The organism is Blautia sp. SC05B48 (assembly GCF_005848555.1).
In the GTDB taxonomy this organism is placed as follows: Bacteria; Bacillota; Clostridia; order Lachnospirales; family Lachnospiraceae; genus Blautia_A.
Map to the genome: position 1 here is coordinate 145,514 of NZ_CP040518.1, position 14,950 is coordinate 160,463.

Annotated in this window: 11 protein-coding genes and 3 tRNA genes; 1 reads left to right on the top strand and 13 read right to left on the bottom strand. The window is 45.6% G+C overall.

The window, feature by feature from the left end:
* Window positions 1-52: 52 nt before the first annotated feature.
* The 10 genes from EYS05_RS00620 to EYS05_RS00665 form a co-directional block, all read right to left on the bottom strand.
* Window positions 53-1,426, bottom strand: a complete 1,374-nt coding sequence (locus tag EYS05_RS00620) for a sodium-dependent transporter (protein WP_118513718.1) — start codon at window positions 1,424-1,426, stop codon at window positions 53-55.
* Window positions 1,427-1,585: 159 nt separating this feature from the next.
* The gene (selD, locus tag EYS05_RS00625) at window positions 1,586-2,620 is read right to left on the bottom strand and encodes a selenide, water dikinase SelD (protein WP_243119177.1); all 1,035 of its coding nucleotides are present in this window, start codon (window positions 2,618-2,620) and stop codon (window positions 1,586-1,588) included.
* Window positions 2,621-2,835: 215 nt separating this feature from the next.
* Complete coding sequence (locus EYS05_RS00630) at window positions 2,836-4,503, bottom strand: nucleoside kinase (RefSeq protein WP_174235820.1); 1,668 nt, start codon at window positions 4,501-4,503, stop codon at window positions 2,836-2,838.
* 73 nt (window positions 4,504-4,576) lie between these two features.
* Entirely contained in the window at window positions 4,577-5,359 is a 783-nt protein-coding gene (locus tag EYS05_RS00635; RefSeq protein ID WP_138276346.1) for a Nif3-like dinuclear metal center hexameric protein, read from the bottom strand.
* The gene (locus tag EYS05_RS00640; protein WP_227752288.1) at window positions 5,346-6,074 is read right to left on the bottom strand and encodes a tRNA (adenine(22)-N(1))-methyltransferase; all 729 of its coding nucleotides are present in this window, start codon (window positions 6,072-6,074) and stop codon (window positions 5,346-5,348) included. The genes EYS05_RS00635 and EYS05_RS00640 overlap by 14 nt, the downstream gene beginning before the upstream one ends.
* Window positions 6,067-7,194, bottom strand: a complete 1,128-nt coding sequence (gene rpoD, locus EYS05_RS00645) for an RNA polymerase sigma factor RpoD (protein WP_021651146.1) — start codon at window positions 7,192-7,194, stop codon at window positions 6,067-6,069. Before rpoD ends, EYS05_RS00640 begins: the two co-directional genes overlap by 8 nt.
* A 39-nt stretch (window positions 7,195-7,233) precedes the next feature.
* Window positions 7,234-9,027 (bottom strand): DNA primase, encoded by a 1,794-nt coding sequence (gene dnaG, locus EYS05_RS00650; RefSeq protein ID WP_138276347.1) that lies wholly within the window; start codon window positions 9,025-9,027, stop codon window positions 7,234-7,236.
* Between the two features lie 19 nt (window positions 9,028-9,046).
* Window positions 9,047-10,057 (bottom strand): deoxyguanosinetriphosphate triphosphohydrolase, encoded by a 1,011-nt coding sequence (locus tag EYS05_RS00655; RefSeq protein WP_138276348.1) that lies wholly within the window; start codon window positions 10,055-10,057, stop codon window positions 9,047-9,049.
* A 289-nt stretch (window positions 10,058-10,346) separates the two neighbouring features.
* A tRNA-Leu gene (locus tag EYS05_RS00660) sits at window positions 10,347-10,431 on the bottom strand.
* Between the two features lie 27 nt (window positions 10,432-10,458).
* Window positions 10,459-10,543: transfer RNA gene (locus EYS05_RS00665), tRNA-Leu, on the bottom strand.
* A 757-nt stretch (window positions 10,544-11,300) separates the two neighbouring features.
* Between EYS05_RS00665 and EYS05_RS00675 the strand changes: the two genes are divergently transcribed.
* Entirely contained in the window at window positions 11,301-12,620 is a 1,320-nt protein-coding gene (locus tag EYS05_RS00675; protein ID WP_138276350.1) for an ATP-binding protein, read from the top strand.
* Window positions 12,621-12,735: 115 nt separating this feature from the next.
* On the opposite strand, the gene EYS05_RS00680 is transcribed toward EYS05_RS00675, so the two are convergent.
* The 3 genes from EYS05_RS00680 to EYS05_RS00690 all read right to left on the bottom strand — a co-directional run bounded on the left by EYS05_RS00680 (window position 12,736) and on the right by EYS05_RS00690 (window position 14,948).
* Window positions 12,736-12,820, bottom strand: a tRNA-Leu gene (locus EYS05_RS00680).
* 271 nt (window positions 12,821-13,091) lie between these two features.
* Entirely contained in the window at window positions 13,092-13,418 is a 327-nt protein-coding gene (locus tag EYS05_RS00685; protein WP_015525755.1) for a cupin domain-containing protein, read from the bottom strand.
* Between the two features lie 306 nt (window positions 13,419-13,724).
* A complete protein-coding gene (locus tag EYS05_RS00690) occupies window positions 13,725-14,948 on the bottom strand; it encodes an LL-diaminopimelate aminotransferase (RefSeq protein ID WP_021651140.1) in 1,224 nt (407 codons plus the stop codon).
* Window positions 14,949-14,950 lie beyond the last annotated feature (2 nt).

A 14,950-nucleotide genomic window follows, 5' to 3' on the forward strand; every position in this document is an offset into this window, starting at 1 on the left:
CCTGCTATTTTAACACAGGTGTATAGACTTGTAAAGTTGGAATTTGTTTCTGCTACATGGAAATCCATCCAAATGCATTTGCCACAGAGCTGAAAAGAATAATTGCCGCAAAGATTGGGCAAAGATACCGGATCATAAAATTAAAGATTCGTTTTCTGCGGAAAGTGCCACCTTCCTGCAGTACTTCATCTTCAATCTTCTTTATACCGACTACTCTGGATATCAGAATACAGGTAGCAATCGCTGCAATCGGCATCATGACAGAGTTCGTCAGGAAATCAAAGAAATCAAGGAACTGCATTCCAATGATCTTAACACACGCCAGAGGACCATAGCCAAGAGAAGAAAGACTTCCGAGAACAACCATGATAACTCCGATAAATACTGTTGCCTTCTTGCGTCCCCATTTCAGTTCATCCTGAAAAGTAGATACTGCACTCTCAGTCAGTGCAATAGAACTGGTCAAGGCTGCACAGAGAACCAGTACAAAAAACAGGATTCCAACCAGAGTTCCAAATCCCATGCTTGCGAATACCTTCGGAATCGTAATAAACATCAGTGCCGGTCCTGCCTGTAACGTATCCGGTTCTCCACCGGAGAATGCAAACACTGCCGGAATGATCATCAGACCTGCCATCATTGCGATCGCTGTGTCAAAAATTTCTACATTTTGTGTAGAACCTTCAATAGACACATCCTTTTTCATATAAGAACCAAAAGTTACCAGAATACCCATTGCGATCGACAGGGAATAAAACATCTGTCCCATTGCCGCAACCACTGTCATCCAAGAGAAGTTTTTGATATTTGGTATCAGAAAATATTTCACGCCTTCCAGTGCTCCTGGTCTTGTTACCGAATAAACGACAATGACTATAGACAAAAATACCAGTATCGGCATCATTAATTTGGAAACTCGTTCCACGCCATTCTGCACACCTGCATAAATGATCACCAGCGTAAGCAGTGCAAAGAACAGGAAACAGGTTTCTGTAGAAAATCCATCCGCTATAAAAGCAGAAAAATATCCGTCTTCGGCAAGAGTCTGACTGCCTCCCTTTACATACTCCACCAGGTATTTAATTACCCAGCCACCGATCACGGAATAATACGGCACGATCAGAACCGGTATGATCGCATTGATCCAACCGCCCAAAGACAGCCACTTTGATTTACCAAAAGCTCCAAACGCACCTACCGGACTTTTCTTTGTCATGCGTCCCAGAGCTGTCTCTGCCACGATCATAGAATATCCGAAAGTCAATGCCAGAATGATATAGATCAGTAAAAAAATTCCACCGCCGTACTTTGCCGCCAGATAAGGGAATCTCCATATATTCCCAAGCCCTACTGAAGCACCGGCTGCAGACAGCACAAATCCGATCTTCCCGGAAAATGTACTTCTCTCATGTTTGTGTTTCTCCATAATTCTTCCTTTCCCGTCACATTTTTCATATTCTTTCTTTATGTCTTCTCAATTTCCGCCCATATGATGATACCACGCTTTTATCTCTCAGGCAAACAATATATAAAAAAATACAGAGCTTATATTTTCCTGCCAGGCGTCCGCTCGTCAATTCAAGCCCTACCGGAGCACCAACGTCCACTCCTGTCGATCCACAACCTCACCGATCACCCCGGCCTGCAAACCAGACTCATCCAACCGCTTCATAATCTCCGGCACATCCCTCTCCGGAACCGCCGCCAGCAATCCCCCGGAAGTCTGCGGATCAAACACCAGATCCTCCCTCCAGAGCTCTGCCACACTTTTCACTCCGGTTTTCTCAGCAAACTCCCGGTTCCTGTAAGCCCCACCCGGAATCAATCCCATAGAAGCAAACTCCTCCACATCCGGAAGCACCGGCAACTTCTCCGTATCGATCACAATCGTCCGGTCACTGGCCACAGCCATCTCCGTAGCATGTCCCCCAAGACCAAACCCCGTCACATCTGTACAGGCATGAACCTCAAACTCTTTAAAAACCTCACAGGCATCTCGGTTCAGTTTCTTCATGGAATCCAAAACCGCCTTACGTGCACCTTCCGTCACCAGATCCGCCTTGATCGCCGTATTCACGATCCCCGCACCCAGCGCCTTCGTCAGGATCAGCTTATCCCCGGTCTGCGCTCCAAAATTCTTCCAGAACTTCCTCGGATCTACAAAACCCGTCACACTGAGCCCATACTTTGGTGTGTCATCCTGGATCGTATGGCCACCGGCAAGAACCGCACCAGCCTCCATCACCTTATCCGCACCACCACGCAGGATCTCCCCGAGGATCTCCACATCCATATCCTTCGGAAACGCCACAATATTCAAAGCTGTCTTCGGAGTTCCACCCATAGCATACACATCACTCAATGCATTGGCCGCCGCGATCTGCCCGAAATCATAAGGATCATCTGCCACCGGAGTAAAAAAATCCAGTGTCTGGATCAGTGCCAGATCTTCGGAAACCTTATAAACGGCCGCATCGTCTGAAGTGTCCGTTCCAATCAGAAGATCCGGATCACAGAACTTTGGCAGCCCGCCAAGAACTCCCGCCAGAGTCCCCGGTCCTACCTTAGCTGCACAGCCACAATTTGGAGCCAGTTTTGTCAGTTGTACTTTTTCTTTCATGATCACTTTCCCTTTCCTTTAAGCCCTGTAAATCCCGTCGTCTATCCGCAGTACCACAGAGGACTTTACCTTTTCCGATTCACCCTCAAAAGACTCCACACACCACAGATCCCATGCACAGAGAAATCCTGATCTTCTCATCTTTGCACCAACCGATATCTGCACTGTATAGAGCCTTATATCTACACATAGCTTTTTTTATTTATACAATTAATTTATACATTAAAACAACTACCGCCAATAAACTCTCTCAGAAGCGAATTAAACGGAACACCTTCACTGGGCACCGGCACAAAATAATCCAGGAACTTCAAAAGCCGCTTCGCCTCCTGATACTCAGGTTCACTCTTATCAATTCCAAAAAGCAGCGGTTCCGCATAAACCTTCAGGCAGGCAAGCTCATACACAAGAGCAGAATTAAACATCACATCTGCTTCCTCCTGGAACGGAAAAATATTCTGCTCCTCGCCTCTCCGTACAGAAGGCCACCTTGCAATGGTATCCTTTGCGGAAGTTCCACGTGTACGTGCATCACGGACAATTCGGCGGATCAGCCTTCCATCTGTTGTGGGAATCCGGTTATGCTCATCAATGTTTAGCTGTGTCAGCGCACTGATATAAATCTTAAACTTACTCTCTTTTGGAAGGGCATAACTCAGTTTGTCATTAAGCCCGTGAATGCCTTCGATGACCAGGATATCATCTTTTCCAAGCTGAAGCTGGTCTCCTCGGTATTCCCTGCATCCGGTCTTGAAATTAAATGTAGGAAGATCCACAGTTTTTCCCGAAAGGAGATTCAGCATGTCTTCATTAAACTGCTTCGTGTCAATAGCTTCCAGACACTCATAATTCTTTTCTCCGAATTCATCCAACGGCGTATGTTCACGATCCACAAAATAGTTATCCACAGCAATAGGATGCGGCTTCAGGCCATGAGCAGAAAGCTGAATCGATAATCTGTGAGAAAAACTGGTCTTTCCGGAAGAAGACGGGCCTGCGATCATTACGAACTTTACATTGCCCCTTCTCCGGATTTCCTCGGCGATTGAAGAAATCTTGGCCTCATGAAGTGCCTCCTGGATCAGCATCAGGCTCTGCACACCTTCTCTTGTGATCCGGTCATTGAGATCTCCCACAGTGGCAACATCCAGCTTATCGCCCCACTCTTCCGATTCCTTCTGCACACGAAAGATCTTATCCTGGGGTTCAAAAGGCTCCAGCACATCCGGGTTCTTCTGCCTCGGAAGGATCAGCACAAAACCTTCATCATAAAGCTGCAGATCAAAATACTTCACATAGCTGGTATCCGGTGCCATAAATCCGTAAAAATAATCCTCGAAATTTTCCAGGCTGTAAATATTCACTCTGGAAACCCGCCGATAACGGAACAGCTTTTCTTTATCATACATATGATGCCTGTGGAACATGGAAACGGCATCATCCGTGCTGACACTGCGTTTGCAGATTGGAAGCTTCCGGTCTACCAATTCCCGCATCCGCACCTTCACCCGGTCAAGAAGCTCCTGATCCAGGGTAGCACTGCCTTTCATGGTAAAATAAAGAGCATTTCCAATAGAATAATGGATCACAACATGATCCACATTCTCTTTTCCGGCTACATCAAAAATTGCCTTCAAAAGAATAAAGATCGCACTTCTCCGATAGGTTTTTCGACCGGCACTGTCCTTTGCGGTTATAAATCCCAGTGTACAGTCATGCCTCAGCTTCTTGTGAAGCTCACGGAGCTTTCCGTTCTCAGTCACAAGGATCACCGGATACTCTGTTTTGCCCTCATAATCCCTTATGATCTCAGAATACGGTGTCATTTTGGGATATTCCCTTGTTTCTCCGTTTATGGTCACTTTAATCATTGTCTGTTCCATAACGATCACCTCCACAGGCTTATATTTGTACTGCTGTCACATATCATGAACGCGATTCTTTTACGATCTGTGTTCATAAAACAGTATATGGATTTTTCACACTGGCGCAGGTTGTCTTAAGCGCAGGGAATGCCTCATTCAGCTCCCTCTCCATAGCTTCCGCAAAAATATACTCCGTACCGTAATGTCCGGCATCTACGATCGCCAGACCATCTGCCATAGTATCGATGGCAGTATGATAATCAATATCTCCTGTCACATATACATCCGCACCGGCGGCCATTACATCACCGATCATACTCTTTCCGCTTCCTGTACAGATCGCCACAGTCTCGATCTTCCGGTCCAGATCACCGTAAACCCGCACATCCGGAATATGATTGCATTCTTTTACATATTTTCCAAACTCACCAAGAGTCATAACATGGGAAAGCTTTCCCACTCTTCCGAATCCCTCCGGCTGCTCACCGGATCCATCGGTAACTGTAAGCACCCTTGTATCCTGAAGCTTCAGATGATCTGCGCTTAGATCTGCCATTCCGATCACATCATAATTGGTATGCATGGCAAAATACGGGATATCCTCCTTTATCAGACGGAGGATCTTTCTTCCGGTAAAGGTATGATTATTGATTTTTTTGATCCCGGAAAAGATCATTGGGTGATGGGTAAGGATCATGTCCGCACCGGACGCAACCGCCTCATCCAGCACCGGTTCTGTAAGATCCAGTGCAAGAAATACATGGGAAATCTCTTTCTGGTCATCTCCCACCAGCAGTCCCACATTATCCCAGTCCTCCGCAAATTTCTGCGGGTGGTGCTCATTCAGCCATTCGATCAGTTCATATGCTTTCATATCGTTTCAGAGCTGTATGGATCAGCTCCATTTCCTCCTTTACTTCTGCCAGACGAGTTTTTGCGGAAACAGATTCTGCCCCGGAAAGACCGGCAAGTATTTTCTTACGGATCATTTCCTCTCGGAGAAGATACTCTTTAAGGACCGGGTGACGTTTTTCCAGAAGGAGCGGTCCAAACCAGGCCTCTTCCTCTGTGTAAACAGTCTTTTTTCCCGAATTGTTGCGTACCGCTTTCATCATAGGATAAAATTTTCCGTCTTCTTTTATCATTTCTTCCCTTACGATCTCCCAGCCGATCTCAGAAAGAAAATGCCGGAAATGAGGAAGGTCCGACTGAGGCTGCAGGATCAGTTCCTGAAACCCCTCCCGGACCTTCGCTCCATCCTTCAATATCCTTTCCATCAGAGGACCACCCATTCCCGCAATCACCAGGGTATCACCTTCTCCCGGCTCAAGCTTCGCAAGCCCGTCGCTCAAACGGATCTCTATGTAATCTTCAAGGCCATAACGGGTAATATTCTCCCTGGCTCTTGAAAGCGGTCCCGGACGTACATCCATGGCAATGGCTGACGGAACTGTTTTTTCACTGACAAGCCAGATCGACAGATAGCCATGGTCACATCCTACGTCTGCCAGCCGGTTTCCTTTTGTTACCATACCGGCAATAGCACGAAGACGCATGGAAAGCTGTACAGATATATTTTTATCAGTCAAGATAATCCTTCAGCTTGCGGCTGCGGCTGGGATGACGCAGCTTGCGCAGAGCTTTTGCCTCGATCTGACGGATACGCTCTCTTGTGACATTGAACTCTTTACCAACTTCCTCCAGAGTTCTGGCACGTCCGTCGTCCAGTCCGAAACGGAGGCGGAGAACCTTCTGCTCACGGTCAGTAAGCGTACTTAAGACTTCTACCAGCTGCTCCTTCAGAAGTGTAAATGCAGCTGCATCTGCTGGTACCGGAACATTATCATCCTGGATGAAATCGCCAAGATGACTGTCTTCCTCCTCACCGATAGGAGTTTCCAGAGATACCGGCTCCTGGGAGATCTTAAGGATCTCACGTACACGGTCCACCGGCATGTCCATCTCCTCAGCGATCTCCTCCGGCGTAGGTTCACGTCCAAGCTCCTGGAGCAGCTGACGGGAAACACGGATCAGCTTGTTAATAGTCTCAACCATATGCACAGGGATACGGATGGTACGTGCCTGATCTGCAATGGCTCTTGTGATAGCCTGACGGATCCACCAGGTTGCATAGGTACTGAACTTGTAGCCTTTTCTGTAATCAAATTTTTCAACGGCTTTGATAAGACCAAGATTTCCCTCCTGGATCAGATCAAGGAACAGCATTCCACGTCCAACATAACGCTTTGCAATGCTGACAACAAGACGGAGATTGGCTTCTGCCAGACGTTTCTTGGCAGCTTCATCACCCTTTTCCATTCTCTTGGCAAGCTCGATCTCCTCATCTGCACTTAACAGACTGACTTTACCGATCTCTTTCAGGTACATACGGACCGGATCCTCAATGCTGACACCTTCCGGTACAGAGAGGTCGATCTTATCAAGCTCTACCTCTTCTTCATCTTCCATCCCATCCATATCCATATCGTTATCAAGGAGGAGTTCGTCACCGCTGTTTTCTGTGATACGGAGAACGTCCACACCGCTGGCCTCCAGGAAGTCAAAAACCTTCTCCATCTGATCCACTTCCAGTGGAGAGTCCTTGAAAAAGTCGCTGATCTCCTGATATTCCAGCACATTCTTTTTCTTTTTCGCAAGTTCAAGAAGCTCTACAAGTTTCTCGCTGAATTTTGCCATATTCATTTCCATAGGTGCTCTATACCTCCATATAGTGTTTATATTTTATCCTTAATTGAAAGAAATATGCAGCTGCTGCCTCTTTCTTCCAAGGTCTTCCAGTTCTTTTTTTGCTTTTATCAGTTCCTGAAGCCCGGTCATGTCTGACGGATCCCAGGTACGGTTTTTTTCTTTGAGGCTTTCTTCCTTGATCCGAAGCAGCGCATCGGAAAAAGCCCTCTGCTGTTCTCCTTCGTTTTCCAGATGAATGGTAGCGTTAAAAAGAGATGCCACCTCCCGCTGCTCCTCACTGTCTGTAAAGGCGTTGAGAAGCTTTCCCGGATTGGTCTCTCCTTCCTTATGCTGGTCAAACAGCATCTGGGCTACCTCTTTATACAGCGGTACCACAAAATCGGAAGGGGAAATGTATTTTTCCACCTGTTCGAAAATACCCGGATAATTCACAAGCCAGGTCAGCATCAGCTTCTGCGCTTTGTCTGCGGCGGATTCCTTTTTCTTTGTTTCCGGAGTCCCGGACTTTGGCTGGATCCGTTTCTCTGCAGGCGTCCCCTTCAGAGCCAGTGTGTTGACCCTTTTCCGGATATCCTCCGTGCCCACTCCATAGCGTCCATATTCCTTTACGATGGCTTCTATATAAAGATTCCGCTCCAGTTCATCGGAAAGCTCCAGGAGCATCCCGGCACACCGCTCAAAAAACTGATTCTGTCCCTGGGGTGCATCCATGGCAAATTCCTGTTCCGCAATGTGCACACGGAACATAAAGCTGTCCATGGCCCGGTTCAGACGTTCCTCAAAGGCCTCCGCTCCTTCGTTCTTGATGAACTCGTCCGGATCCTTCCAGGGCTTCAGGCTTACTACCCTGGACGTGACTCCCGCCTCCCGCAGGATCGGGATCGCACGAAGTGCTGCCCGGATTCCTGCACCGTCACTGTCATAAAGAAGCAGAACTTCCTTGGTGTAACGTTTCACAAGACTTGCATGTCCGGAGGTCAGTGCAGTTCCAAGCGACGCCACTGCATTGGTAAAGCCAGCCTGATGCATGGCGATCACATCCATATATCCCTCACAAAGGATCAGATAATTCTTCCTGGTGGTCCTGGCCACATTCAGCCCGTAAAGATTCCGGCTCTTATCAAAGATCTTCGTCTCCGGTGAATTCAGGTACTTGGGCTTGCCATCTCCCATGACACGACCTCCAAAACCAATGACCCGGTTGTTTACATCCATGATCGGGAAGATCACACGGTTCCAGAACTTATCATACATGCCTCGCCGCTCATCTACATTGAACAGGCCGGATTCCCTGAGAAGTTCATCACTGTAGCCCTTACCCTTAAGATATTTGTACAGATCATCACTATACTTGTCTGAATATCCAAGACCAAATTTACGGATGGTTTCCTCGGAGAGACCTCTTCCCGTGAGATATCCGTAAGCCGTCTTTCCGCCTTCTCTCCGGAGCTGATAATAAAAATACTGTGCTGCCAGCTTGTTGATCTCCAGAAGATTTGCTCTCTGTTCTGCTTTTTCTCTGGCTTCTCTGGAATACTCGATCTTCGGAAGCTCTACCCCTGCCCGGTCAGCCAGATGTGACAAAGCCTCACCAAACGAGTAATTCTCATACTCCATGATAAAATTGTATACGTTTCCTCCTGCCCCGCAGCCAAAGCAGTAATACATCTGCTTGGATGGTGTTACGGAAAAGGAAGGGGTTTTTTCATTATGGAAGGGACACAGCCCAAAATAGGAACTCCCCCTCCGTGTCAGTTTCACATACTGGGATATCACGTCTACAATGTCATTTTTCATTCGGACTTCTTCTATGATGTCATCTGAATATCGCATGCTTATCCCTCTTTTCCATTTAATAGACCTCCCAGGCTCTCGGTATATAGATCTCCCTGAATTTCTCCATGGAATACTGATCCGTCATTCCCGAAATATAATCACATACTGCCTGTCCCTTAGGTACTCCCCGGTATTCCACCAGTTCCCTGTATTCCCGGGACATTGCCTCCGGATGGTCGGTATAATATCCGTACAGTTCACTCAGCATCTGGATCACTTTATCCTCTTCTTTCCTGGCAACCGGATTCTCATAGACATTCCGGAACATCAGCGCCCGAAGCTCCATCATCGCCTCAAAAACATCCGGCGACATGGAGATGCTGTCTTTCCCCATACTGTTCTCTATAATATTATGTACGAAAGTATTCAGCCGTTCTCTCGTGGTATAGCCCAGAAAAGTTCTCATTGTGACCGGAATATCATCTTCTGTGATGATCCCTGCCCGCTGGGCATCGTCCATATCATGGTGGATATAGGCGATCTTGTCAGAAAAACGTACCACCTGTCCTTCCAGTGTGAAAGGATTTCCGCTGGTGCGGTGATTCATGATCCCATTGCGGACTTCCCAGGTAAGGTTCAGCCCGTTTCCGTTTTTCTCCAGTACTTCCACAACCCGGACGCTCTGCTTATAGTGGGCAAAGCCACCCGGATGTACCTGATCCAGCGCTCTCTCTCCTGCATGTCCAAAAGGCGTATGCCCCAGATCATGTCCCAGAGCGATCGCTTCCACCAGATCTTCATTTAAGCGAAGTGCCTTGGCAATAGTCCGGGCGATCTGCGATACCTCCAGTGTATGTGTCAGTCTGGTCCGGTAATGATCTCCCTGTGGTGCCAGAAACACCTGTGTCTTATCCTTCATACGGCGAAAAGCCTTACAGTGAAGGATCCTGTCTCTGTCTCTCTGATACGTTGTCCGCACATCGCATTCCTCTTCCGGGTGCTCCCGGCCTCTGGTATCTGCGCTGTGCGAAGCATAAGGACTCAAAAGCTCCCGTTCTCTCTGTTCCATGCTCTCTCTGATGTTCATAAGCATTTCCTCCACAGTCTGACAAACAGCGGCGACAAAATACCCTCTGTTAATTATATTCTACACAAAACCACAAATTCCTCTTTTCTGAAAAAATAATTCAAAAAATATTGGAGTTACGGTCTGATCAGCCCTTAAGATGTCCAAAATTATCCTATTGTATATGAAATGAATACAAATATATCACGGAAATCTTCCATTTCAGCTTCTCCGTCAGTACAGGCAGGCAATAATTTACTTTCATATAGCCAAAAACAGAGCTGCGATTCACAGCTCTGTTTTAAAGTCATGCGGAAGATGGGACTTGAACCCACACAAGCGCAATGCTTACAAGATCCTTAGTCTTGCTCGTCTGCCAGTTCCGACACTTCCGCATATCGCATTTCATTGGAAACTTCCAATGCGGAAGATGGGACTTGAACCCACACGAGCGCAATGCTCACAAGATCCTTAGTCTTGCTCGTCTGCCAGTTCCGACACTTCCGCATGACCGCATTTCCTTGGGATTTTTTATTTTCTCCCTCGCGACAAGTGATAGTATAGCAAAGTGGATCTTGTATGTCAACACCTTTTTTCAAAAGTTTTGTATTTTCTTGTTTTTTCTGTTATTTTGTCACTTTTATCTTTGGCCCTGCTCCTTTTGCTTTCAGGAGTTTTTTGTATGCAGTTACTTTGGATGCCGGCACTTTGAACGTACAGTTGGAATGTTTTCTATCCTGTATTTCCTTTTGAAAGAAAAAGCGCCCACTTCTGTCACAGATTCCCACACACCACATACAAAAAAGAATCCCGCCTGCAAAGGATATCCTGTAACAGAATCAACCGTGCTTACAAACAGCAATCATCCAAACGGCAGATCCGATTCAAAAAAAAACAGCATTCCTCTTTCTATTATCGACCGAAAAAAGATATCTCTGGCATACTATCCTATGCAAAAGAAGGAATCCGGCTGTGATTCCGGACAAAGAGAGATTATACTCATTTTTTATTGCATTGTCTCGATGTGCTTTACTGTTGTTCCATTTGGTCAGGGATTTAAGGATATGTCTCCACCGACAAAAGAACTCATGAAGCTAACGCTGGCTCACGGTGGTCATCCGGTGCTTCTGTCTACGATGATAGAGGCATTCCCTTCTTATAAAATGCAAAAATTGTCGAATTTTAATAGTTTCTGCATTTCAGTGCATAAACTTGTTTTTTCTGTAAGTTTATGCTATACTCTTTTCACAAGGAGGAATGCCAAATGATAGATACTCACGAACTCAAAAAAAGAGATTTATACTTAAATAAGATTATAGCATTTCAAGATACCGAGCCAGTTAAGGTTGTAACTGGAATTCGTAGATGTGGCAAGTCCAGCCTACTCAAACTAATGACTATTCATTTGAAAGAAACCGGAATCACAGACAACCAGATCCTTGAAATGAATTTTGAGTCACATAAATTTAAGAACATGACTAGCGATTCTCTCTACGAATACGTCAAGCAGCACATCCAGCCAGATAAAAGAATGTACCTTTTCTTTGATGAGGTTCAACGGGTTCCTAACTGGGAGGATGCAATCAACTCTTTCCGTATTGACTTCAATTGCGATATCTATGTCACTGGTTCGAATGCTTATATGCTCTCCTCTGAATATGCTACCTATTTATCAGGCAGATGCGTAGAGATAAAGATGCTTCCATTGTCTTTCTCTGAATTTTTAACATTCCATGATTTTGAAATAAGAGAAACCAAAAGTGCGTTAGGTGGCACACGCAAGCAAGCATTTGATAAAACCGGCGAACACTATGAACTCCGAGAGGTTTTCGATGCTTACATGCGTTTTGGCGGAATGCCGGGAATTGCTGATGTTGGACTGGACCAAGAAAAGGCTCTGGTGCTACTTGAGGGTATCTACTCAACTGTTATTATGAGAGATATTCTCGAACGTGAAAATCGCAGAGGTCAAAAGAGAATCACCGACCCTGTGCTTTTGAAAAAGATTGTCATGTTTCTTGCAGATAACATCGGAAGCAGTATTTCTGTTTCTTCCATTGGCAACACCTTAGTTAATGAAGGTCTTCTAGAAGATGGAAAGCGAAAAGGAACTCCAAGCGCTCACACCGTTCAGGCCTATGTGAATGCACTACTGGAAGCATACTTCTTCTATGACATCAAGAGATTTGATATTAAAGGAAAGGAATTCTTACGTACTCTTGGAAAATATTACATCGTTGATATCGGACTTAGAAACTATCTGCTTGGATTCAGAGACCGTGATAGCGGACATGCAATAGAAAATGTTGTTTACTTTGAACTGCTACGTAGAGGCTATGATGTCTCTATCGGCAAAGTGGATAATTCCGAAGTGGATTTTATCGCAACAAAAGTAGATGACAAACTTTATGTTCAGGTCACAGAATCCATGACCAGCGAAGATGTTCGCAAACGCGAATTAGCACCACTCCAGAAAATCAGCGATAACTACGAAAAAATAGTTCTATCCTTAAATACCGGAATGGATTCTTCCTACGATGGTATTAAATCCATCAACTTGATTGATTGGTTGATTTCAGAATAAAAAAGAAATTTTTAAGAAGGGGCTGTCCTGAAAATGTAGTTCAGCGATAACCTATAGATAAGCAAAACAAAAAGCCCCGTAAACCATCAGATTTACAAGGCTCTCAAAATAATAATGCGGAAGATGGGACTTGAACCCACACGAGCGCAATGCTCACAAGATCCTTAGTCTTGCTCGTCTGCCAGTTCCGACACTTCCGCATATCGCATTTCTTTGGGATTTTTTATTCTCTCCCTCGCGACAAGTGATAGTATAGCAAAGTGCTTTTTGTATGTCAACAGTTTTTTCTAAAAAAATCCAAAAATATTTTTTGTTTATACAATTAATACATTTCGTTCAATAACAATCTGAGACAGCTAATTTTTCATCCCAGAATTTATACTACGACACCGGTTACGCCTCAGTCGTAAAAAGAGCAGCCTCTTCAAAAAGGCCGCCCTTCTGTCTCACTTCTGTTTTTTTCTATATGGATCAGTCAAAAATGATCAGTGCCATGAACACAAGATCTGTGTCGCCTGTATTTGTAAGACCATGTCCTTTTCCATCCGGTGTGATGGTGATGTCGCCGGCCTTTACCGGGCGTTTCACACCGTTATCGTCGTACTCGCCTTCACCGCTTAAGATATAGTAGGTTTCTGTCTCGCCATGATGCTCATGGTATCCCAGAGAACATCCTTTTTCGATGGTAACCTGTGCGTAAAGTCCGCATTTTCCCTTCAGCTCGTCTCCCTCAAGAATGTCTTTGATGATCACATGGCCTTTACCGCCGCACATATTTTCTACTCTTCTGATACCCATGATAAAATCCCCTTTCGTGATTGCGTAAATTTGTGAAATTTTATGAACACAGGCTTTCTGCGGCCTGTGCCTTACTTCCTGTACAATTATAAATGATATGATAAATTTTCGCAATCCTTATTGTTATTTTCACAAATTAACTTACAGGCAAATTTTCCCCACTGCTTATTGCTTTTCGCAACCCTGCCGGGAGCTTCTTTGATCCAGATCAAGTGGATATTCGCAATGAAGCAGAATATTTCTTTGATTCGGTAAAAAAACGAAGCAGCTCTTTTACAAAGACCTGCTCCGCAATTTATACTCATATTACAGATTTTTAATTCTCTCAATTGCCTCAAGAGTATTCTCATAGCTTCCGAATGCTGTCAGACGGAAATATCCCTCACCATGTGCACCAAAGCCTGAACCTGGTGTTCCTACGATGTGTGCTTTCTCAAGGAGATAATCAAAAAACTCCCAGGAGGTCATCTGATCCGGTGTTTTCAGCCAGATATATGGAGCATTTTTTCCACCGGACACGGAAAATCCTGCTGCGGAAAGGCCCTCGAGGATCGTCTTTGCATTACGCATGTAATAAGCGATCTGCTCCTTCAGCTGTGCTTTTCCCTCCGGAGAGTAAACAGCCTCGCCTGCTCTCTGTACAATGTACGGAGCACCGTTAAACTTGGTTCCGTGGCGTCTTGCCCAGAGACTGTGAAGCTCTACGCCATCACGCACCAGTTCCTTCGGAACAACAGTAAATCCAAGACGAACGCCTGTAAAGCCAGCATTTTTGGAAAAGCTTCGAAGCTCGATGGCACAGGTTCTCGCACCCTCGCACTCATAAATGCTGTGCGGGACATCCTCCTCAGAAATATATGCCTCATATGCTGCATCATAGATGATCACGCAGCCGTTTTTGTTGGCGTAGTCGACCCACTCCTGAAGAGCTGCCTTTGTGATAGCACCACCGGTGGGATTGTTCGGGAAGCAGAGATAGATCAGATCCGGTACCTCATCTGCCGGAATCTCCGGAAGGAAACCATTCTCCTCTTTGCAGGGCATGTAGATCACACCGTCAAAGTTCTCACGCTCTTTGTTATAAAGGCCAGTACGTCCAGCCATAACGTTAGTATCTACATATACAGGATAAACCGGGTCGCAAACTGCAACCTTGTTATCCAGTCCGAAGATCTCCTGGATGTTTCCGGAATCACTTTTTGCTCCATCGGAAACAAAGATCTCGTCTGCGCTGATGTCGCAGCCTCTGGACTGATAATCATTTTTTGCAATGGCACTTCTTAAGAACTCATATCCGAGATCCGGAGCATATCCGTGGAAGGTTTCTGCGTGTGCCATCTCGTCTACGGATTTATGAAGGGCATCGATGATCGCCGGTGCAAGGGGCTGTGTCACATCACCGATTCCAAGACTGATCACAGAATCCTTAAATTCCGGATTGGCCTCCTTATATGCGCTTACCTTCTTTGCGATATTGGAAAACAGATAGCTTCCCGGAAGTTTTAAATAATTCTGATTTACTGTAACCATAG